Annotated in this window: 21 protein-coding genes and 1 pseudogene; 11 read left to right on the plus strand and 11 right to left on the minus strand. The window is 67.2% G+C overall.

The window, feature by feature from the left end; genetic code table 11:
- From cmaA1 to TL10_RS25865, 5 genes and pseudogenes are all read right to left on the minus strand, one after another.
- A pseudogene (gene cmaA1 / locus TL10_RS25840) lies at nucleotides 1-264 on the minus strand (cyclopropane mycolic acid synthase CmaA1); the annotation flags it as partial.
- A 122-nt stretch (nucleotides 265-386) separates the two neighbouring features.
- Complete coding sequence (locus TL10_RS25845; protein WP_043401026.1) at nucleotides 387-1,052, minus strand: fasciclin domain-containing protein; 666 nt, start codon at nucleotides 1,050-1,052, stop codon at nucleotides 387-389.
- Between the two features lie 460 nt (nucleotides 1,053-1,512).
- Nucleotides 1,513-2,397, minus strand: coding sequence for a cyclopropane mycolic acid synthase family methyltransferase (locus TL10_RS25855; RefSeq protein WP_043987912.1), 885 nt, complete (start codon nucleotides 2,395-2,397; stop codon nucleotides 1,513-1,515).
- An 8-nt stretch (nucleotides 2,398-2,405) separates the two neighbouring features.
- Nucleotides 2,406-3,269: a cyclopropane mycolic acid synthase family methyltransferase gene (locus TL10_RS25860; RefSeq protein ID WP_043987913.1), complete on the minus strand. Its 864-nt coding sequence runs from the start codon at nucleotides 3,267-3,269 to the stop codon at nucleotides 2,406-2,408.
- 370 nt (nucleotides 3,270-3,639) lie between these two features.
- A complete protein-coding gene (locus TL10_RS25865; RefSeq protein ID WP_043987914.1) occupies nucleotides 3,640-4,269 on the minus strand; it encodes a hypothetical protein in 630 nt (209 codons plus the stop codon).
- Between the two features lie 30 nt (nucleotides 4,270-4,299).
- On the opposite strand from TL10_RS25865, the gene TL10_RS25870 reads away from it, so the two are divergent.
- Nucleotides 4,300-5,199, plus strand: coding sequence for a phosphoribosylaminoimidazolesuccinocarboxamide synthase (locus TL10_RS25870; RefSeq protein WP_043987915.1), 900 nt, complete (start codon nucleotides 4,300-4,302; stop codon nucleotides 5,197-5,199).
- Complete coding sequence (locus tag TL10_RS25875; RefSeq protein ID WP_043987916.1) at nucleotides 5,196-7,352, plus strand: S9 family peptidase; 2,157 nt, start codon at nucleotides 5,196-5,198, stop codon at nucleotides 7,350-7,352. The genes TL10_RS25870 and TL10_RS25875 overlap by 4 nt, the downstream gene beginning before the upstream one ends.
- Here the strand turns inward: TL10_RS25875 and TL10_RS25880 are convergent.
- Nucleotides 7,281-7,727, minus strand: coding sequence for a DoxX family protein (locus TL10_RS25880; RefSeq protein WP_043987938.1), 447 nt, complete (start codon nucleotides 7,725-7,727; stop codon nucleotides 7,281-7,283). The genes TL10_RS25875 and TL10_RS25880 overlap by 72 nt on opposite strands.
- A 79-nt stretch (nucleotides 7,728-7,806) precedes the next feature.
- On the opposite strand from TL10_RS25880, the gene TL10_RS25885 reads away from it, so the two are divergent.
- From TL10_RS25885 to TL10_RS25895, 3 genes are all read left to right on the plus strand, one after another.
- Nucleotides 7,807-8,358, plus strand: a complete 552-nt coding sequence (locus TL10_RS25885) for a TetR/AcrR family transcriptional regulator (RefSeq protein ID WP_043987917.1) — start codon at nucleotides 7,807-7,809, stop codon at nucleotides 8,356-8,358.
- Between the two features lie 88 nt (nucleotides 8,359-8,446).
- A complete protein-coding gene (locus TL10_RS25890; RefSeq protein ID WP_043987918.1) occupies nucleotides 8,447-9,151 on the plus strand; it encodes a DUF2334 domain-containing protein in 705 nt (234 codons plus the stop codon).
- A gap of 24 nt (nucleotides 9,152-9,175) precedes the next feature.
- Nucleotides 9,176-10,816: an FAD-binding dehydrogenase gene (locus TL10_RS25895; RefSeq protein WP_043987919.1), complete on the plus strand. Its 1,641-nt coding sequence runs from the start codon at nucleotides 9,176-9,178 to the stop codon at nucleotides 10,814-10,816.
- Between the two features lie 3 nt (nucleotides 10,817-10,819).
- On the opposite strand, the gene TL10_RS25900 is transcribed toward TL10_RS25895, so the two are convergent.
- Complete coding sequence (locus tag TL10_RS25900) at nucleotides 10,820-11,398, minus strand: phosphatase PAP2 family protein (protein ID WP_051954457.1); 579 nt, start codon at nucleotides 11,396-11,398, stop codon at nucleotides 10,820-10,822.
- Between the two features lie 32 nt (nucleotides 11,399-11,430).
- A complete protein-coding gene (locus TL10_RS25905) occupies nucleotides 11,431-12,081 on the minus strand; it encodes an MBL fold metallo-hydrolase (protein ID WP_043987939.1) in 651 nt (216 codons plus the stop codon).
- A 93-nt stretch (nucleotides 12,082-12,174) separates the two neighbouring features.
- On the opposite strand from TL10_RS25905, the gene purS reads away from it, so the two are divergent.
- Nucleotides 12,175-12,414, plus strand: a complete 240-nt coding sequence (purS, locus tag TL10_RS25910; RefSeq protein WP_043390368.1) for a phosphoribosylformylglycinamidine synthase subunit PurS — start codon at nucleotides 12,175-12,177, stop codon at nucleotides 12,412-12,414.
- Nucleotides 12,411-13,085 carry a phosphoribosylformylglycinamidine synthase subunit PurQ gene (gene purQ, locus TL10_RS25915; protein WP_043390372.1) on the plus strand — a complete coding sequence of 225 codons (675 nt, stop codon included), beginning with the start codon at nucleotides 12,411-12,413 and terminating at the stop codon, nucleotides 13,083-13,085. The genes purS and purQ overlap by 4 nt, the downstream gene beginning before the upstream one ends.
- Nucleotides 13,086-13,089: 4 nt before the next feature.
- Here purQ and TL10_RS25920 read toward each other — a convergent pair whose 3' ends face one another.
- Complete coding sequence (locus tag TL10_RS25920; protein ID WP_043987920.1) at nucleotides 13,090-13,887, minus strand: family 1 encapsulin nanocompartment shell protein; 798 nt, start codon at nucleotides 13,885-13,887, stop codon at nucleotides 13,090-13,092.
- On the minus strand, nucleotides 13,884-14,885 hold the full coding sequence (locus tag TL10_RS25925; protein ID WP_043987921.1) for a Dyp-type peroxidase: 1,002 nt from the start codon (nucleotides 14,883-14,885) through the stop codon (nucleotides 13,884-13,886). The genes TL10_RS25920 and TL10_RS25925 overlap by 4 nt, the downstream gene beginning before the upstream one ends.
- Before the next feature lie 51 nt (nucleotides 14,886-14,936).
- On the opposite strand from TL10_RS25925, the gene TL10_RS25930 reads away from it, so the two are divergent.
- Both TL10_RS25930 and TL10_RS25935 read left to right on the plus strand, forming a co-directional pair.
- Complete coding sequence (locus TL10_RS25930; protein ID WP_082068091.1) at nucleotides 14,937-16,196, plus strand: M18 family aminopeptidase; 1,260 nt, start codon at nucleotides 14,937-14,939, stop codon at nucleotides 16,194-16,196.
- Between the two features lie 15 nt (nucleotides 16,197-16,211).
- Nucleotides 16,212-16,565 carry a VOC family protein gene (locus TL10_RS25935; RefSeq protein WP_043987923.1) on the plus strand — a complete coding sequence of 118 codons (354 nt, stop codon included), beginning with the start codon at nucleotides 16,212-16,214 and terminating at the stop codon, nucleotides 16,563-16,565.
- Nucleotides 16,566-16,569: 4 nt separating this feature from the next.
- On the opposite strand, the gene TL10_RS31340 is transcribed toward TL10_RS25935, so the two are convergent.
- Nucleotides 16,570-16,743, minus strand: coding sequence for a hypothetical protein (locus tag TL10_RS31340; RefSeq protein ID WP_157850395.1), 174 nt, complete (start codon nucleotides 16,741-16,743; stop codon nucleotides 16,570-16,572).
- A 135-nt stretch (nucleotides 16,744-16,878) separates the two neighbouring features.
- Between TL10_RS31340 and TL10_RS25940 the strand changes: the two genes are divergently transcribed.
- Nucleotides 16,879-17,301, plus strand: a complete 423-nt coding sequence (locus tag TL10_RS25940) for a DoxX family protein (protein ID WP_043987924.1) — start codon at nucleotides 16,879-16,881, stop codon at nucleotides 17,299-17,301.
- A gap of 51 nt (nucleotides 17,302-17,352) precedes the next feature.
- Nucleotides 17,353-19,641: a phosphoribosylformylglycinamidine synthase subunit PurL gene (gene purL / locus TL10_RS25945; RefSeq protein WP_043390386.1), complete on the plus strand. Its 2,289-nt coding sequence runs from the start codon at nucleotides 17,353-17,355 to the stop codon at nucleotides 19,639-19,641.
- Nucleotides 19,642-19,650 lie beyond the last annotated feature (9 nt).

The raw sequence follows: 19,650 nt of genomic DNA on the forward strand, positions 1-19,650 counted from the left end.
GACGTCGTACTTTTCGATGGCGCGGCGCATGGTGGCGCCCCAGCCGCAGCCGACGTCGAGCAGCGTCATCCCGGGGGCCAGGCCCAGCTTGCCCAGCGCCAGGTCGATTTTCGCCATCTGCGCTTGTTCGAGTGTCATGTCGTCGCGCTCGAAGTATGCGCAGCTGTAGGTCTGGCTGGGGTCCAGGAACAGTCTGAAGAAGTCGTCGGACAGGTCGTAGTGAGCTTGAACGTCCGCGAAATGCGGTTGAAGTTTCTGCGCCATGATGTTCCTTCCGGGCCGTTGGCCTGGATTTAGTGGGTTATGAAAAACGTTGAACTGCAGCGGATGTCGATCTGACGGCTTCGACTCCGGCTGCCCCAGCGCCGGATCGCGTCGTGCTTCCGTCAGGTCGGCGGCATCAGGACCGAGTCGATCATGTACACCGTCGCATTCGCGGTCTTGATTCCGCCGCATACCAGCGCCGCGTCATTGACTTTCAGATCTGCGCCGTCGCCGGTAACGCGCACCGGCGAGCTCTCGAGGGTCGTGTGGTTCCCGCCCACCGCCGCGGGCGAGAGTTGGCCTTGCACAACGTGATACGTGAGGATTTTGGTCAGGGTGGCGGAGTCCGTTTTGAGTGAATCCAGGGTCGCTGCCGGCAGCTTCTTGAAGGCATCATCGGTGGGCGCGAAAACGGTGTATTCGCCACTGTTCAGAGTCGCGACCAGGTTGACGTTCGGGTTCAGTTTGCCCGACAGAGCCGCCGTGAGCGTGGTCAACATCGGATTGTCGGAGGCAGCCGTCGCGACCGGGTGTAACCCCATCCCGGCGACCGAACCCGGCCCGGCGGGAACCTGCTGTGCGTAGGCCTGGCAACCGGTGCCCACGAGTGCCGTGACGGGCGGAGCCGATGTCACTGCCGTGGCAGCACTTGGCATCGACGCCATGTTTGTACTTGGCGCAGCCGAGGGTGCCGACTTGGTGCTGGCGTCCGAACACGCTGATAAGCCGATGACGGCGACGATCGACATGCCTGCGGCCGCGATGTGTCGATAGCGAGGGTGTTGCATCCGGGTCTCCTTTGTGCGGACGACTGCCGCCGTGGTTTGTTCTTTGTTTACTGATTCGGAACCCTGACGCTTTTGGATAGGTCTGCGGGCAGATGGAATGAGGGTTGTCCGCCAACGTGATTCGACTGACGGGAGGAAGCTGCCAGATTCGTGTACCCGAAGACACCGAATTCGCTGCCGCACCCATCCGGGCCGCCCTTGGTTCCGAATCACTCCTGCGACCCGCAGCGTGAGATTTCACCAACTACGCCCAGCGGGTGGAGGAGGCGTGGGGTACGGAGTATCGGCGCGGCCGGTGGTTCCACAAGTTGGTCGGGGTGCCGACGATCGCGAGCCTGGGGCTGCGCGTACTCGGCACCGTCGGCAACCCGTCAGTTCGCACGCGCATGCTGTTCCGGGAACAGTGGGCCGGTCCGGACTCCCTCGGGAGTCACGGTGCGGACCCGCGAGGGAGTCGGTCCTAGGTCGCGTCCTTGCGGTACGCGGCGAGAGTGACGTCCAGCAGGCCTTCGGTGAAGTAGCGTTCGCAGCCGCGCAGGTACTTCATGAAGCGCTGGTAGACCTCTTCAGATTGCACTTCGACGGCTTTGTCGTGGTTCGACTCGAGTGCGTTTCCCCAGATGTTGAGGGTGCGGATGTAATGCGGCCGCAGGGACAGGGTCTCGATGTCGGTAAATCCTGCGTGCTCACCGTGCTCGACCATCATGTTCGTCGTCGGAATTCGCCCACCCGGGAAGATCTCCGTGACGATGAATTTGATGAATCGGGCCGTCTCGAAGGTGACCTTCTTGCCATCGGCATGCAACTCATACGGGTGATAGCCGACGCTGCTCTGAATGGTCATGCGACCGTCGTCGGGCAGAATTTCATGGCAGTTCTTGAAGAAATCCGGATAACGTTCGAAACCGAAATGTTCGAAGGCTTCGATGGACACGATCCGGTCGACGGGGTCGTTGAACTGCTCCCAACCACGCAGTAGCACGCGGCGGCTCCGCGGCGAATCGATATCGTCGAGGAGCTGCTGAGTGAAGGCCTGCTGGTTCTTCGACAACGTGAGTCCGATGACGTTTACGTCATACTTCTCGACCGCGCGTTTGGCGGTGGCGCCCCAGCCGCATCCGATGTCCAACAACGTCATACCTGGTTTGAGATCGAGCTTGTCGAGGTTCAGGTCGATCTTCGCGATCTGCGCCTGCTCAAGTGTCAGCGTCGATGGTTCGAAATAGGCACAACTGTAGGTTCGCGTCGGGTCCTGGAACAGGGCGAAAAAATCGTCGGACAGGTCGTAGTGGGCTTGGATTTCCTCGAAGTGTGGTCGCATTTCATCATTGGAACCATTGGACATGAATCTGTTTACTTCTCCAGGGTGAATTGGTCGACATCGACTTGGCGCAGCCGGAAACCCTTTGCGCACCCGGTCAGGTATTTCATGTATCGGTCGTAGACCTCGACCGATTGCACTGCGATGGCTTCGTCGCGGTGGGCTTCCAGGGCTTCGGCCCAGAGGTCGAGTGTTTTCGCGTAGTGCGGTTGCAGCGATTGGACCCGGGTCACGTTGAATCCGGCTGCGGTGGCGTGCTCTTCCACCATCGCGGTGGACGGCAGCCGGCCGCCCGGGAAGATCTCCGTGGTGATGAATTTGATGAATCGAGCCAGCTCGAAGGTGATCGGAATACCGAGTTCCGCAGCCTGGCGTGGGTCGAAGCCACAGATGGAGTGCAGCAGCATGATGCCGTCGGGTGGGAGGGCGTTGTAGGCCATCTGGAAGAACGCTGGGTAGCGGTCGTGGCCGAAGTGTTCGAATGCGCCGATGGAGACGATCCGGTCGACTGTTCCGTCGTATTGTTCCCAGCCTTCGAGCAGGACGTGGCGGGAGCGGGTGGTGTCCATGTTGTCGAAGAGTTGTTGGACGTGGGCGGCTTGATTTTTGGACAGTGTCAGGCCGACGACGTTGACGTCGTACTTTTCGATGGCGCGGCGCATGGTGGCGCCCCAGCCGCAGCCGACGTCGAGCAGCGTCATCCCGGGGGCCAGGCCCAGCTTGCCCAGCGCCAGGTCGATTTTCGCCATCTGTGCTTGTTCGAGTGTCATGTCGTCGCGCTCGAAGTATGCGCAGCTGTAGGTCTGGCTGGGGTCCAGGAAGAGCCTGAAGAAGTCGTCGGACAGGTCGTAGTGAGCTTGGACGTCCGCGAAGTGCGGTTTGAGTTTGTCTGCCATGGCTTTTCCTTCCCGGCAGTGGATGTGGAGTGCTGTCACGTACACATCTGTCGGGCCGGCCACAGCGACGGTCCCTACGCGATGCGATGTTCAGAACACGTAAGCGGGGGCAGCGTGGTTCGCCGGACCAGCCAGGCATTCATTCGGGTATTCGTCGCCAAACTTCAGTTGGATGGCGCGAACATCGAAATTGATGGGTACGAACTGCTGAAGCAATGGAGTTGGGCAGGAATCAGCAGGGCAGGACGTCGCGGTCCGGCGGCGCCCACGCTGCTGGAGCGATCATCCAGAGACGTCCCGAATATATTGGCCGACCGCCTTCCAGTGAAGCAACGACTCAGCTGCTAGGCAAGTGGAAACGCGGCAACAGTCACCGAGATTCGGGGCGCGCCGGGCGCAGGCCCGCGGACCGCAGCTCCAGCGCTGCCAATTTCCGGATCGCGATGGTGTCGTGGGTGCGCCAGGCGGTCACCGGGTCGTCGGAGACCTCGGTGAGCTTGGCCAACGGCCGGTTGGCCAGCGCCCGCAACGCCAGCAGCTGTTCGCCGGCGTCGGTCGAGGCCAACGTCACCGCCGTCCACTTGCGCCGGAAGAACCGGATCCGCAGCACCAGCCACGGCATCGCCACGGCCAGGATCGGCGGCAACGCCACCGCCAGCGCCAGCACCCACGCCAGCCAGCTGGCCGTGCTGTTCAGGCTGTCACCGGCGCCCGCGATGTCGACGGCGGCGCTGCCGGCCGATCGCAACGGACCCCCGAAGGCCTTCCCGATCAGGGGAATCCCGTCGGCGTTGTGGCCGGCAGAGGCCAGGCTGTCGGCGACGCCGCCGGCGCCGTCGTGCACCTGACGCCCGACGTCGGCGATGGTGGCGATGGCGCTGTGCACCGCGACGCCGACCGAGATCCAGATGACGAACCACACCAGCGCGACGACGTCGCTGGTCAGCTGGGCGAGCAACCGGCCCGGCGTCCGGGCGTAGGGCACGTAGCGCGAACTCATACCAGCTATCCCAACAGATAGGGTGGTCCGATGCGCCCAGCTTTGTCCGACTACCGGCATCTGACCAGCGGTAAGGTTCGCGACCTGTACCGCATCGACGACGACCACCTGCTGTTCGTCGCGTCAGACCGGATTTCGGCGTTCGACTACGTGCTCGACAGCGAGATTCCGGACAAGGGCCGGGTCCTGACCGCCATGAGCGTCTTCTTCTTCGACTACCTGGCCGAGCAGCTGGGCACCGCCAACCACCTCGCCGGCCCGGCCGACGACGAGCGCATCCCCGCCGAGGTGCTGGGCCGCGCCCTGGTGGTGCGCAGCCTGGAGATGATGCCGGTCGAGTGCGTGGCGCGCGGATACCTCACCGGTTCGGGGCTCATCGACTACCGCAAGACGGGGCAGGTGTGCGGTATTGCCCTGCCCGCGGGGCTGACCGAGGCCAGCCCCTTCGCCGAGCCGCTGTTCACGCCGGCGACCAAGGCGGAGATCGGTGCGCACGACGAGAACATCGCGTTCGACGCCGTCGAGAAGCTGGTGGGTACCGAGCGGGCCGAGCAGCTGCGCGACGAGACCCTGAAGGTCTACAGCGCCGCCGCCGCGCACGCGCTCACCAAGGGAATCATCTTGGCGGACACCAAGTTCGAGTTCGGGATCGACGCCGACGGCACTCTGGTGCTGGCCGACGAGGTGCTGACGCCGGACTCGTCCCGGTACTGGCCGGTCGACGGCTATACCGAAGGCGTGGTGCAGCCCAGCTTCGACAAGCAGTTCGTCCGCAACTGGCTGACCGGGCCGGACTCCGGCTGGGACCGCGCCGGTGACACCCCGCCACCGGCGTTGCCCGACGACATCGTCGAGGCGACTCGGGCGCGGTACATCGAAGCGTACGAACGGATTTCGGGTCGCCGCTTCGCCGACTGGATCGGCGCATGAGCCAGCCTCCCGTCGCCAAGAAGGTCGAACACCGCCGCGAGCACCACGGCGACGTGTTCATCGACCCGTACGAGTGGATGCGGGACAAGAACGATCCCGAGGTGCTCGCGCTCCTGAATGCGGAGAACGCCTACACCGAGGAGATCACCGCGCCGCTGGAGCCGTTGCGGCAGAAGATCTTCGACGAGATCAAGGCCCGCACCAAGGAGACCGACCTCTCGGTGCCGACGCGCCGCGGCGACTGGTGGTACTACGCGCGCAGCTTCGAGGGCAAGCAGTACAGCGTCCACTGCCGTTGCCCCATCAGCGATCCCGACGACTGGACGCCGCCGCAGCTCGATGAGCACACCGAGGTCCCCGGCGAACAGGTGTTGCTGGACGAGAATGTCGAGGCCGAGGGCCACGACTTCTTCTCGCTCGGCGCGGCCACCGTCAGCGTCGACGCCAACATCCTGGCGTACTCCGTCGACACCGTCGGTGACGAGCGATACACGTTGAAGTTCAAGGACTTACGTACCGGCGAGCTGTACGACGACCGGATCACCGGCATCGGCGCCGGTGGTACCTGGGCGGCCGACAACCGCACGCTGTACTACGTCACGGTCGATGACGCCTGGCGTCCGGACACCGTGTGGCGGCACCGGCTGGGTTCCGGGCTGCCCGGCGAGAAGGTGCACCACGAATCCGACGAACGGTTCTGGGTCGGGGTCGGCCGCACCCGCAGCGACAAGTACGTCTTCATCGCCGCGGGCAGCGCCGTCACCTCCGAGGTGCGGTACGCCGACGCGGGCGACGCCAAAGCCGAGTTCGCAGTGGTGTTGCCGCGCAAGGACTCTGTGGAGTACTCGGTCGAGCACGCGGTGATCGGCGGCGAGGACCGGTTCCTGATCCTGCACAACGACGGCGCGGAGAACTTCACGCTGGTAGATGTGCCGGTTTCCGATGCCCCGCTGGCCGGCCTGACGAACGCCCGGACGCTGATCGAGCACCGCGACGACGTCCGCCTGGACGGTGTCGATGCCTTCGCCGACCAGTTGGTGATCAGCTACCGCAGCGAAGCTCTGCCGCGAATCCAGCTGTGGCCCTTGGATTCCGACGGCAACTACGGCGATCCTCAGGAGATCACCTTCGAGTCGGAGTTGATGTCGGTAGGCCTGTCGGGCAACCCGAACTGGTCGTCGCCGCGGCTGCGGGTGGGGGCGACGTCGTTCGTCATCCCGGTGCGGATCTATGACCTGGACCTGGCCACCGGCGAGCGAATCCTCCTGCGCGAGCAGCCGGTTCTCGGCGACTACCGGCCGGCGGACTACCTGGAGCGCCGGGATTGGGCCGTCGCGCCCGACGGCACGAAGGTGCCGCTGTCGGTCATCCAGCGGGCCGGTGCGCCGACCCCGGCGCCGGCGCTGCTGTACGGCTACGGCGCCTACGAGTCCTGCGAGGACCCGCGCTTCTCGATCGCGCGGCTGTCGCTGCTGGACCGTGGCGTGGTGTTCGTCATCGCCCACGTGCGTGGCGGTGGCGAGCTTGGCCGTGGCTGGTACGAGCACGGCAAGCTGCTGCAGAAGAAGAACACCTTCACCGACTTCATCAGTGCCGCAGAGCATCTGATCGCCACCGGGGTCACCCGGCCGGAGAACCTGGTGGCCCTCGGCGGTAGCGCCGGCGGTCTGCTGATGGGTGCGGTGGCCAACATGGCGCCGCAGTTGTTCGCCGGGATTCTGGCGCAGGTGCCGTTCGTCGACGCGCTCACCACCATCCTCGATCCGTCGCTGCCGCTCACCGTCACCGAATGGGACGAGTGGGGCAATCCGTTGGCGGACAAGGACGTTTACGAGTACATGAAGTCCTACACGCCGTACGAGAACGTGACGGCGCAGGAGTATCCGGCGATTCTTGCGATGACGTCGCTGAACGACACCCGGGTCTACTACGTCGAACCGGCCAAATGGGTTGCCGCCCTGCGTAGCACCAAGACCGACGACCATCCCGTCCTGCTCAAGACCGAGATGGCCGCCGGACACGGTGGCACCAGCGGGCGCTATGAGCGGTGGAAGGAAGCGGCGTTCCAATACGCGTGGGTGCTAGCCACCGCGGACCGCGACAAATATGGCAGCGGCCAGGTAGATGACCTCCTCGACGGAGCGCACGCTTAGGTTCGATGCCATCGAAGGCGGGGTATCGGGCATCTGCGCGGCATAGATGTTGGCGGGAAACATGGCCAGCATCAACAGGAACAGGCAGATGGCCGCGGCGACGCGGGTGGGCGGGTACAGCAGGCCGGCCGCGCCGAGCAGTTCGAGCACGCCCGTGACCGTCACCAGCAGCTCTGGCGACGGCAGCCGCGGCGGGACGATCGCGATCATGTCGCCGCGCATGCCGGGAACGAAATGCGCGATCCCCGTCATGACGAACATCAGCGCCAGGCCGACCGCGATGGCGCTCGGCCAGCTGTTGACGTAGGCAACCCCGAGCCAGCCCACAGTGCGGGCGCCCAGGCTGCCCAGAACGAGAGCAAGAAGTACGGCCACGAACTGCGCCTCCCTCATCTAGTCGGTGTCTAGATTGAGGATAGCGCTGAACTAGTCGCTGTCAAGATAGGATGTCGATATGGCCAAGGGCAGCTACCACCATGGCGACCTGAGGGTCGTCATCCTGGCGCAGGCGGCCGCGCTCGTCGCCGAACGCGGCGCCGACGGCATCTCGCTGCGCGAGCTGGCCCGCGCGGCCGGGGTATCGCACGCGGCGCCCGCCCATCACTTCACCGATCGGCGCGGATTGTTCACCGCGCTGGCGACCGAGGGCTTCACGCTACTGGCCGCAGCACTTGCTGACGCCAAGCCTGAATTTGCCTACGCCGCACGGGTGTACGTGCAATTCGCCCTCGACCACCCCGGCCACTACGCCGTCATGTTCGACAAGATGCTGTACGACCCGGCCGACCCAGCCCTGCGTGCCGCCGAGGACGAGGCGGCGGCCGAACTCACGGGCGGCGTCGCGACCCTCACCGATCCCAACGCACAGCGTGACCCCGAGGGCTCGGCGCTGGCCGCCTGGTCGCTGGTGCACGGCTTCGCGCTGCTGACGCTCAACGGCACGGTCGCCGACACCGACCCCGTCGACACCGCCGAGCGCCTCGCCCGAATCCTCTTCTCCGGCTGAAACGTCCCGCTCGCGGTAGCGGGAACTGTTCAGGTGGCACCAATGTCACGGCAACCATCGAGACACCTGGAGTTGCCACACTGCTTACATGGCTGGCCAATTGATCGTCTCGATCTCGGGCATCCGGGACCGCACGCTGGGCGATGTCGCCGACTTCTGTAGCGAACTCGACGCACGCCAGATTCCCGCATCGCTGCTGGTCGCCCCGCGGCTCAAGGGCGGCTACCGGCTGGATCGCGACATTCCGACCGTCGAGTGGTTGACCAAACAACGCGCAGCAGGTGCCTCTGTCGTCCTGCACGGATTCGACGAAGCGGCCAGCAAGAAGCGCCGCGGCGAATTCGCCGCGCTGCCTGCCCACGAAGCGAACCTGCGGCTCATGGGCGCCGACCGGGTGCTCGAACACCTCGGCCTGCGCACCCGGTTGTTTGCGGCACCCGGCTGGACGGCGTCGCAGGGCACCGTGATGGCCCTGCCGCGCAACGGTTTCCGGCTGCTGGCCGGAGACAGCGGCATGACCGATCTGGTGCGGTCGACGACCCTGCGGGCTCGGGTCCTCGGCATCGGCGAAGGCTTCCTCACCGAGCCCTGGTGGTGTCGCACCCTGGTGCTGGCCGCCGAACGCACAGCCCGGCGCGGCGGCACCGTCCGGCTGGCCGTGGCGGCCGCCCAGCTGCGGCGGATCGGTCCGCGGCAGGCCATGCTCGACGCCATCGATCTTTCTCTCATGCACCGCTGCGGCCCCGCGGCCTACGAGTGGGTGGCGGACCCGGCACTAACCGACGCGGCCTGAAGGCCGGGGCGCTAGCGTGGCCCCATGGACGCTGACGTCATCGTCGTGGGGGCCGGGCTCGCCGGATTGGTCGCCGCAGCTGAACTGCTGGAGCGCGGCCGGTCGGTGCTGATTGTCGACCAGGAGAACGAGGCCAACATCGGTGGCCAGGCGTTCTGGTCGTTCGGGGGCTTGTTCTTCGTCGACAGCGCCGAGCAGCGGCGCGTCGGAATCCGCGACAGCTACGAGCGGGCGCTGGAAGATTGGCTGCGCACAGCAGGATTCGACCGCAGCGAGGATCACTGGCCCGAGCAGTGGGCACGGGCCTACGTCGACTTCGCGTCCGGGGAGAAGCGCAGCTGGCTGCGCGAGCGCGGACTGCAGACCTTCGCCCTGGTCGGCTGGGCCGAGCGCGGCGGCTGGGACGGCAAGGGACCGGGCAACTCGGTGCCGCGCTTCCACATCACCTGGGGCACCGGTCCGGCGCTGGTCGACGTCTTCGCCCGCCGGGTCGTCGGGCATCCCAAGGTGAAGTTCGCGCACCGGCATCGAGTCGATGAGCTCATCGTCGACGGTGGCGTCGTCACCGGCGTGCGCGGCGCGGTACTGGAGCCGTCGACCACTGCCCGCGGCGAAGCGTCGTCGCGTAACACCGTGGGGGAGTTCGAGTTCCGGGCGCAGGCGGTGATCGTCGCCAGCGGCGGCATCGGCGGCAACCACGATCTGGTGCGGCAGAACTGGCCCAAGCGCATGGGCCGGGTGCCCGGCCAGCTGCTGTCGGGCGTCCCCGCGCACGTCGACGGTCGCATGCTCGGCATCAGTGAAGCCGCCGGCGCGAGCGTCATCAACAACGACCGGATGTGGCACTACACCGAGGGCATCACCAACTACGACCCGGTGTGGCCGCTGCACGGCATCCGCATCCTGCCCGGCCCGTCGTCGCTGTGGCTGGACGCCACCGGCAAGCGCCTGCCCGACCCGCTGTACCCGGGCTACGACACCCTGGGCACGCTGGAACACATCTGCCAAACCGGTTACGACTACACCTGGTTCGTGCTCGACCAGAGCATCATCGCCAAGGAGTTCGGGCTGTCCGGCCAGGAGCAGAATCCCGACCTCACCGGCAAGAACCTGCGGGAAGTGCTGGCCCGCAGCCGAAATGGCGGCCCCGCCCCGGTCCGGGCGTTCGTCGACAAGGGCGTGGACTTCGTGTCGGCGAAGACGTTGCGGGACTTGGTGACTGCGATGAACAACGTGCCCGACGTGGTGCCGCTGGACTACGGATGCGTCGAAGCCGAGGTCACCGCCCGCGACAAGGAGATGACCAGCAAGCTCACCAGCGACGGCCAGACCGTCGCCTACCGGGCGGCACGCTCGTATCTGCCCGACCGGCTGGCGCGGATTGCCGGCCCGCACAAGCTGACCGATCCCAAGGCCGGCCCGATGATCGCGGTGAAGCTGCACATCCTGACCCGAAAGTCGTTGGGTGGCTTGCACACCGACCTCGATTCGCGGGTGCTGACGCCGGAGGGTGCGGTGCTCGACGGGTTGTACGCCGCCGGTGAAGCTGCCGGGTTCGGTGGCGGCGGGGTGCACGGCTACCGGGCGCTGGAAGGCACCTTCCTCGGGGGCTGCATCTTCTCGGGCCGGGCCGCCGGACGTGCTGCCGCCCGCGCCGTGGGCTGAGGCTTACCGCCGAACACTCCCACTTCGCCAGTGGGAGGCGCCCCTGGTTCGCGAATGGTGCAGGGCCTGCGGGCCGGCGGCCAACACCGCCAGGCACACCATGGACGTGGCATAGAACGCACCACCGATGATGTCGGTGAAGTAGTGGAAGTCGTTGCTGGCCATGCCAATCGAGGGGATGGCGGCACCGATCACGGCGAGCGTGACACTCCACGGGTGAATCCCGATCGCGAGCAACAGCATGGCCGCGACGGTGATCGCCACCGTGGTGTGGCCGCTGGGATACGCCAGATTCTCGCCGTACCAAGGCCGGCCGAACAGCACCTTGAGCACCTTCGCGCCGATGATCGAGATGAGCGGGCACAGCGCGGCCACGGTGGCCAGCCGCCACTCGCGCCGCCACAGCGGGATGCCGATCGCGAGCAGGTAGAGCGGCACGAGCACCCGGACCCGGTTCAGCGCCAGCATCCAGTACGGGTGCTTGCCGAGTAGTTCCTGCGACGTCTCCACGAACCAGCGGTCCAGGCCCGAGTCACCTGACCTCACGGCCAGGCCCAGCACGATCGTCGCGGTGAACCCCACCAGGGGCCACCAGACCAGGAACCGCCGCGTGCTCAGAACCGCGTCTCCTGCTCGGGCGTCAGCACCCGGAAGTCCGTGTCGGTCATCTCGTCGAGCCGGCCGTAGTAGATGCCCTTGGCCTGTTCGGCGACGACGCCCTGATGGATCGGCACCGCGTGCTGCGGCGCGACGGCCCGCAGGAAGTCCACGGCCTCGGCGATCTTCATCCACGGCGCGGCGGCCGGTGCGGCGAGCACCTCGACCGGCTCATCCGGGACGAACAACGCGTCGCCCGGATGCATCAGGCGGGCAGCGTGACCAGCGTCACCGACCAGATACGAGATGTTGTCGATGATCGGGAGCTCCGGGTGGATCACGGCGTGCTTGCCGCCCGCGCCCCGCACCGTCAGGTGACCGATCGACAGAGTGTCGCCGACCTGCACCGCCTGCCACGGCCCGCCCAGCTGCGCCGCGGTCATCGGGTCGGCGTACAGCTTGGCCTGCGGATTCGCCTCGACCAGGGCGGGCAGGCGCGCCGGGTCGGCATGGTCGGGGTGCTGATGGGTGATCAGGATGGCGTCCAGTCCCGTGATGCCCTCGAACCCGTGCGAGAAGGTGCCCGGGTCGAACAGCACCGTCGCTTCCGCGTCGCCATCGGTGAATCGGGCCAGCAGGCAGGAATGTCCGAAGTGCGTCAGCTCCATCAGTCCATTCTGGCGGCACTCGGGCGGCATCGCGGCTTTTCCCGGCGCCGGTAGAGTAAGCGCGAGCAATCCGACCCGAACAAAGGAGCGCGCGTGGCCCGCGTCGTTGTGCACGTGATGCCCAAGGCCGAGATCCTGGACCCGCAAGGCCAGGCGATTGTCGGAGCGCTGGGGCGCCTCGGAATCACCGGAGTGTCCGATGTCCGGCAGGGCAAGCGGTTCGAGCTCGAGGTCGACGACACCGTGTCCGACGAGACGCTGGAGCACGTCGCCGAGACGCTGCTGGCCAACACCGTCATCGAGGACTTCTCGGTGCACCGGGAGGACGCGTGACCACCAAGGTCGGTGTCATCACCTTCCCCGGCACGCTCGACGACGTCGATGCCGAGCGCGCGGTGCGCGCCGTCGGCGGCGAGGCCGTCAACCTCTGGCACGCCGATCCCGACCTCAAGGGCGTCGACGCCGTCATCGTCCCCGGTGGTTTCTCCTACGGCGACTACCTGCGCTGCGGCGCCATCGCCAAGTTCGCGCCCGTGATGACCTCGGTCGTCGAAGCCGCCGGCAAGGGCATGCCCGTGCTGGGCATCTGCAACGGCTTCCAGGTGTTGTGCGAGGCCGGGCTGTTGCCGGGCGCGCTGACCCGCAACGAGGGCCTGCACTTCATCTGCCGCGACGTGTGGCTCGAAGTGACCGCGACCTCGACCGCGTGGAGCAGCCGCTACGAAGCCGGCGCCGACATCCTGATCCCGCTCAAGTCGGGCGAAGGCCGGTATGTCGCTTCGGAGGCCGTGCTCGACGAACTCGAGGGCGAAGGCCGCGTGGTGTTCCGCTACCGGGACAACATGAACGGCTCGATGCGCTCGATCGCCGGGGTCAGCTCGGCCAACGGCCGCGTCGTCGGCCTGATGCCGCATCCCGAGCACGCCACCGAGGCCCTCACCGGCCCGTCGGACGACGGGCTCGGCATCTTCTTCTCGGCGCTCGACGCGGTCCTGAGCGCCTGACAGCTCAGCTGTCGAGCGCGACCGACGCCTCGGCGGTGTAGCACAGGAACGTCAGCGTCTCCTGCAGGTACAGCTGCACCGAATCGGCATCGTGGGACAGGTATCCGATGGTCACGTCGGTGCCCAGTTGCAGATCGAAATCGCCGCCGCGCGTGGACAATACGAACGCGCCGTCGATGGCGGGTGCCCAGATGATCTCGCCGTCCACCAGCCGGTTCAGGTGCTCCAGCAGCGGGTAGCCATGCTCGGTGGTCTCGGTGACCTTGGTGTAGGCCTCCGCCGACAGCAGCACCGAGTACGGCCCGTCCACACCGGCCAGCCGGAGCTCCGACAACGCCTGCGAGATCACGTCGGGGTAGCCGCGCGGATCACTAGGCAATGCCAGCGCCGGGTTGGAACCGGAGGCGCGGATGCCTTCGATCTGTGCGTCCGCGTAGCCCTCGAAGATCGCGCGGTCCTCGGCGAAGGCCAGCTTCTTGGCGGCGTCCTTGACTGGATCCCAGTCGGAGTCCTGCGCGCCGCGCTCGACGTCGTCGATTGCCGTGCGCGACACCGTGAACGGCACGCGCAGCCGCACCAGCGGCCGGGACTCGCGCAGGTGCGCCTGGACGCCCTCGGCCGGCGAGGCGACGTCCACCAGATGGCCGGTGCCGACGGCGGCGGCTGTCGGGCCGTTCGGGCCGCTCACGTCGACGACGCGGCGACCGGCGATGTGCCGCTTGAACGTCCGCGCGGCTTCCTCTTCGATCTGCGCCCAGGCGGCGGAGGTGACGGGAGCCAGTTCGCGGTACAGGTTGTTCATTGCGGTTGACCTTTCAGACTGCCGATGGACAAGGGGCTGACGTGCTCGGGTACTGCGGGTGTCGCCGGTAGCGGCGGGGGAGAGTCGAGGAAATCCGTTGTGGGCGTGAAGAACAGCGCACCGGTGACGGCGGTGGAGAAATCCAGGATGCGGTCGGTGTTGCCCGGTGGGTCGCCGATGAACATGTTCCGCAGCATCCGCTCGGTGACCTCGGGATCGGCCGAATACGCGATGTAATACGTGCCGAACTCGGCGGAGCCGACCCGGCCGAAGGGCATGTTGGCCCGCAGAATCTGCAACTGGTTACCGTCGTCATCGGTGATGACGTTAAGTGCCAGATGGGAATTCGCGGGTTTCACGTCGTCGGCCATCTCGATGTCATCGAGCTTGCTGCGGCCGATCACCCGCTCCTGCTCGGCGACACTGAGTGAGTCCCACGACGACATGTCGTGCAGGTACTTCTGAATGTGAACGTAACTGCCACCGGCGAATTCGGGATCCTCGTCGCCGATCTGCACGGCCGCCACGGCGTCCGGCCCGTCGGGATTCTCGGTGCCGTCGACGAACCCGAGCAGGTCGCGGTTCTCGTAGAACTTGAACCCGTGCACCTCGTCGACCACCGTGACGGCGCCGTCGAGCGACTTCAGAATCTGGCCGGCCATCTCGAAACACACGTCCATGGAGTTGGCCCGGATGTGGAACAGCAGATCGCCCGGCGTCGACGGGGCGTGATGCCGCGCGCCCTGCAATTCAGGGAACCGATGCAGGCCGGCCGGGCGCGGCCCCGAGAACAAGCGGTCCCACGCGTCCGAGCCGATCGACGTCACCACCGTCAAAGCGCTTGCCGGTGTACGAAATCCGACGGCCCGGCCCAGACCGGACAAGCCGGACAGCGCGTCGTTGACCGCGGACTCGGCGCCGTCGTTGATGGTGGCGATGAGGAAGATCGCCGCGGATGTCAGGGGACTGGTGACCGGTTGCGATCTAGGCGGACGCACGAATTCGACCCTAGCGGCAAGCGTCGCGGATTTCCGGGTGATGATGGCCTCATGACCGGAGCTACTGCCGCGGGCCTCTGCGGGTTCATCGACGCGTCGCCCTCGCCGTTCCACGTGTGCGCCACGGTGGCCGCGCGTCTGACCGCCGCCGGCTTCACCGAACTCGCCGAGAGCGACGCCTGGCCCGCCACCCCAGGTAACTACTTCACGGTGCGGGCCGGCTCCCTGGTGGCGTGGCAGACGACGGACGCACCGAACCCGTTCCGCATCGTCGGCGGCCACACCGACAGCCCCAACCTGCGGGTCAAGCAGCACCCGGACCGGTTCGTCAGCGGCTGGCAGGTGGTGGCGCTGGAGCCGTACGGCGGCGCCTGGCTGAACTCCTGGCTGGACCGCGACCTCGGCATCAGCGGCCGGCTTTCGGTGCGGCGCGGCAACGCGGTCGAGGACGTGCTGGTCCGGATCGACGACCCGATCCTGCGGGTGCCGCAGCTGGCCATCCACCTGTCCGACGACCGCAAGGGCGTCAGCCTCGATCCGCAGCGGCACGTCAACGCGGTGTGGGGCGTCGGGACAGGCACCCGCGACTTTGTCGGCTATGTCGCCGAGCGCGCGGGCGTGGCGGGCGCGGACGTGCTGGCCGCCGACCTGATGACCCACGACCTGACGCCGTCGCGGCTGATCGGTGTCGACAGCGAACTCATCAGCGCACCCCGGCTGGACAACCAGGGCACCTGCTACGCCGGGCTGGAGGCGTTCCTGGCCGCCCCGGCTGCCGCATACGTTCCGGTGCTCGCGCTGTTCGACCACGAAGAGGTCGGGTCGACGTCCGATCACGGCGCACAGTCCGACCTGCTGCTGACGGTGCTGGAACGCATCGTGCTGGCCGCCGGCGGGACGCGGGAAGATCTGCTGCGCCGGCTGGCCGGGTCGATGGTGGCCTCCGGCGACATGGCGCACGCCACCCACCCCAACTACCCCGAGCGGCACGAACCGGGCCACCTCATCGAGGTCAACGCCGGTCCGGTGCTGAAGGTGCAGCCCAACCTGCGGTACGCCACCGACGGCCGGACCGCCGCGGCGTTCGCACTGGCCTGCGCCCAGGCCGGGGTGCCGCTGCAGCGGTACGAGCACCGCGCCGACCTGCCATGCGGATCCACGATCGGTCCGATGACCGCCGCGCGTACCGGCATCCCGACGGTCGACGTCGGCGCCGCGCAGCTGGCGATGCATTCGGCCCGCGAGGTGATGGGCGCTCTCGACGTGCCGGCCTATGCCGCTGCGCTGCAGGCGTTTCTGTCACCGGCCTGACCTAGAGTCGCGGCCATGGCACTCAAAGTGGAGATGGTCACGTTCGACTGCACCGACGCGCAGGCCCTGGCCGACTGGTGGGCCGCGCAGTTCGGCGGCAAGGTGCACACGCTGATGCCGGAGGAGTTCTTCGTCGTCAACTTCGCCGAAGGCCCGAACCTGGGCTTCCAGCAGGTCGACGATCCGACGCCCGGCAAGAACCGGCTGCACCTGGACTTCCATCTCGAGGGCGACATCGAGCCCGAGATCGAGCGGCTCAAGGCTGCCGGCGCGAGCGAGACCGAGCGGCACGCGTTCGGCGAGGTGGCCCGCTGGGTGGTGCTGGCCGACCCGGAGGGCAACGCCTTCTGCATCGCCGGCGCGGCCTGACGGCTTACGGACCCTGACTGTCGTCGACCAGCTCGACACTGGTCGACACATACGGCTCAGACGCGGCATGCCACGCCTTGGACGCGACGACGATCGCGCCGGCACAGATACACACCAAGGCCGCGACCACGGCAAACACCGCGATCGTGGCTCGGTTGATACCGAGTTGGAGTCTCATTCGGCCACGCTAAATCTGCTGGATAAGCCGGGCGTTGGCGCTACTTAGCTGCGGGCTGTGAGTGCGGTCGCGATGAATCTCCGCGCTCGCGACAGTCGACATAGTGTCGAAACACCGATCGAGAACGGAGTCGCCATGACCGGCGCCAAGGATGTATCGAAATCACGGTCCGCGTTCGCCGGCCGCACCACACCGGAGAAGGTCGGCCTTGCGCTGAGCGCCTTCCTCCTGTTGTTCCTGCTGGCCGATGCCATCCCGAAGATTCTCGGGGTGGAGTTCGCGCGCACCGCGACCGAGGGACTCGGCTTCCCGCCCTATCAGACGTACCTCATCGGATGGGTGCTGCTGGCCTGCGTCATCGCGTGGGCGATTCCCCGCACCGCAGTGCTGGGCGCGGTCGGGCTGACGGCCTATCTCGGCGGTGCAGTGACCATCGACCTGCACGAGCAGGCCTGGTTCCCGGTGGTCTTCGCGGTGGCCTTCGGCCTGCTGATCTGGGGTGCCCTCATTCTGCGGCGTCCCGCACTGCTCAAGGTGCTGGTCAGCGGGACCGAGTAGCCGGCGCTCGCCGTGGCGGGCGGGCCAGGTCGGCAACGGTAGACTCTCTGCGTGACGTCCTCGGTCGATACCGTCAATAACGCGACTACCACGCCCGATCAGCCGCAGCCGTATCGCGAGCTCGGTCTCAAGGATGACGAGTACCAGCGCATCCGCGAGATCCTCGGCCGTCGGCCCACCGACGCCGAGCTGGCGATGTACTCGGTGATGTGGAGTGAGCACTGCTCCTACAAGTCCTCCAAGGTGCATCTGCGCTACTTCGGGGAGACCACCACCGACGAGATGCGGGCCGGCATGCTGGCCGGTATCGGCGAGAACGCGGGCGTCGTCGACATCGGCGACGGCTGGGCCGTCACCTTCAAGGTCGAGTCGCACAACCACCCGTCGTACGTCGAGCCCTACCAGGGCGCGGCCACGGGCGTCGGCGGCATCGTCCGCGACATCATGGCCATGGGCGCCCGCCCGGTCGCGGTGATGGACCAGCTGCGGTTCGGCGCGGCCGACGCACCCGACACCCGCCGGGTGCTCGACGGCGTCGTCCGCGGCGTCGGCGGCTACGGCAACTCGCTCGGCCTGCCGAACATCGGCGGCGAGACCATCTTCGACCCGTCCTACGCCGGCAACCCGCTGGTGAACGCCCTGTGCGTCGGCGCGCTGCGCGTCGAGGACCTGCACCTGGCCTTCGCCTCCGGTACCGGCAACAAGATCATCCTGTTCGGTGCCCGCACGGGTCTGGACGGCATCGGCGGTGTGTCGGTGCTGGCCTCGGACACCTTCTCCGGCGACGAGTCCGGCGCCGGCCGCAAGAAGCTGCCGAGCGTTCAGGTGGGCGACCCGTTCACCGAGAAGGTGCTCATCGAGTGCTGCCTCGAGCTGTACGCCGCACACCTGGTGGTCGGCATCCAGGACCTCGGTGGCGCTGGATTGTCCTGCGCCACTTCGGAACTGGCGTCCGCCGGCGACGGCGGCATGCACATCGACCTGGACCAGGTGCCGCTGCGCGCGACGGGCATGACCCCCGCCGAGGTGCTCTCGAGCGAGTCGCAGGAGCGCATGTGCGCGGTCGTGACGCCGGAGAACGTCGACGCGTTCATGGCCGTCTGCCGCAAGTGGGACGTGCTGGCGACCGTCATCGGTGAGGTCACAGACGGGGACCGGCTGAAGATCAGCTGGCACGGCGAGACCGTCGTCGACGTGCCGCCGCGCACCGTCGCGCACGAGGGCCCGGTGTACAACCGGCCCGTCCAGCGTCCCGACACCCAGGACGCGCTGATCGCGGACACCTCCGCCAAGCTGACCCGGCCGAAGACCGGTGACGAGCTGCGCGCCACCCTGCTGCAGCTCATCGGCAGCCCGCACCTGTGCAGCCGGGCGTTCATCACCGAGCAGTACGACCGCTACGTCCGCGGCAACACCGTGCTGGCCGAGCACGCCGATGGCGGCGTGCTGCGCATCGACGAGGCCACCGGCCGCGGCATCGCGGTGTCGACCGACGCGTCGGGCCGCTACACCCAGCTGGACCCGTACACCGGCGCGCAGCTGGCGCTGGCCGAGGCCTTCCGCAACGTCGCCGTCACCGGCGCCACCCCGGTCGCCGTCACCAACTGCCTCAACTTCGGTTCGCCGGAGGACCCGGGCGTCATGTGGCAGTTCTCGCAGGCCGTGCGCGGCCTCGCGGACGGCTGTGCGGCCCTTGGCATTCCGGTCACCGGCGGCAACGTCAGCTTCTACAACCAGACCGGCTCCACCGCGATCCTGCCGACCCCGGTGGTGGGCGTGCTCGGCGTCATCGACGACGTGCACCGCCGCATCCCGACCGGCATCGGGCTGGAGCCGGGCGAGACGCTGATCCTGCTCGGCGACACCCACGACGAGTTCGACGGCTCCGTCTGGGCCCAGGTCACCGGCGACCACCTCGGTGGCGTGCCGCCCAAGGTCGACCTGGCGCGCGAGCAGCTGCTCTCCGAGGTGCTGACCGCCGGTTCGCGCGACGGCCTGATCTCGGCCGCGCACGACCTGTCCGAGGGCGGTCTGATCCAGGCCGTCGTCGAGGCTGCCCTGGCGGGCGAAACCGGTTGCCGGGTCCTGCTTCCCGAGAACTCGGATGCGTTCGTGCAGCTGTTCTCCGAGTCGGCCGGCCGCGTGCTGGTCGCGGTGCCGCGCACCGAGGAGAGCCGCTTCCTGGCCATGTGCGAGGCCCGCGAGCTGCCGGCCGTCCGCATCGGTGTGGTGGACCCGGGCAGCGACTCGGTCGAGGTGCAGGGGCAGTTCAGCGTCACGCTGGACGAGCTGCGGCGCACCTCCGAGAGCGTGCTGCCCGCCCTGTTCTCCCACGAGTGATCTGTGCAC

This window comes from Mycolicibacterium llatzerense, assembly GCF_000878195.1.
GTDB classification, from domain to species: Bacteria; Actinomycetota; Actinomycetes; order Mycobacteriales; family Mycobacteriaceae; genus Mycobacterium; species Mycobacterium llatzerense.

Bases quoted from the DNA above. Each gene is read 5' to 3' on its own strand.
- TL10_RS25845 (WP_043401026.1), bottom strand. From the start codon at position 1,052: ATGCAACACCCTCGCTATCGACACATCGCGGCCGCAGGCATGTCGATC.
- TL10_RS25855 (WP_043987912.1), bottom strand. From the start codon at position 2,397: ATGTCCAATGGTTCCAATGATGAAATGCGACCACACTTCGAGGAAATC.
- TL10_RS25860 (WP_043987913.1), bottom strand. From the start codon at position 3,269: ATGGCAGACAAACTCAAACCGCACTTCGCGGACGTCCAAGCTCACTAC.
- TL10_RS25865 (WP_043987914.1), bottom strand. From the start codon at position 4,269: ATGAGTTCGCGCTACGTGCCCTACGCCCGGACGCCGGGCCGGTTGCTC.
- TL10_RS25870 (WP_043987915.1), top strand. From the start codon at position 4,300: ATGCGCCCAGCTTTGTCCGACTACCGGCATCTGACCAGCGGTAAGGTT.
- TL10_RS25875 (WP_043987916.1), top strand. From the start codon at position 5,196: ATGAGCCAGCCTCCCGTCGCCAAGAAGGTCGAACACCGCCGCGAGCAC.
- TL10_RS25885 (WP_043987917.1), top strand. From the start codon at position 7,807: ATGGCCAAGGGCAGCTACCACCATGGCGACCTGAGGGTCGTCATCCTG.
- TL10_RS25890 (WP_043987918.1), top strand. From the start codon at position 8,447: ATGGCTGGCCAATTGATCGTCTCGATCTCGGGCATCCGGGACCGCACG.
- TL10_RS25895 (WP_043987919.1), top strand. From the start codon at position 9,176: ATGGACGCTGACGTCATCGTCGTGGGGGCCGGGCTCGCCGGATTGGTC.
- TL10_RS25905 (WP_043987939.1), bottom strand. From the start codon at position 12,081: ATGGAGCTGACGCACTTCGGACATTCCTGCCTGCTGGCCCGATTCACC.
- TL10_RS25920 (WP_043987920.1), bottom strand. From the start codon at position 13,887: ATGAACAACCTGTACCGCGAACTGGCTCCCGTCACCTCCGCCGCCTGG.
- TL10_RS25930 (WP_082068091.1), top strand. From the start codon at position 14,937: ATGACCGGAGCTACTGCCGCGGGCCTCTGCGGGTTCATCGACGCGTCG.
- TL10_RS25935 (WP_043987923.1), top strand. From the start codon at position 16,212: ATGGCACTCAAAGTGGAGATGGTCACGTTCGACTGCACCGACGCGCAG.
- TL10_RS31340 (WP_157850395.1), bottom strand. From the start codon at position 16,743: ATGAGACTCCAACTCGGTATCAACCGAGCCACGATCGCGGTGTTTGCC.
- TL10_RS25940 (WP_043987924.1), top strand. From the start codon at position 16,879: ATGACCGGCGCCAAGGATGTATCGAAATCACGGTCCGCGTTCGCCGGC.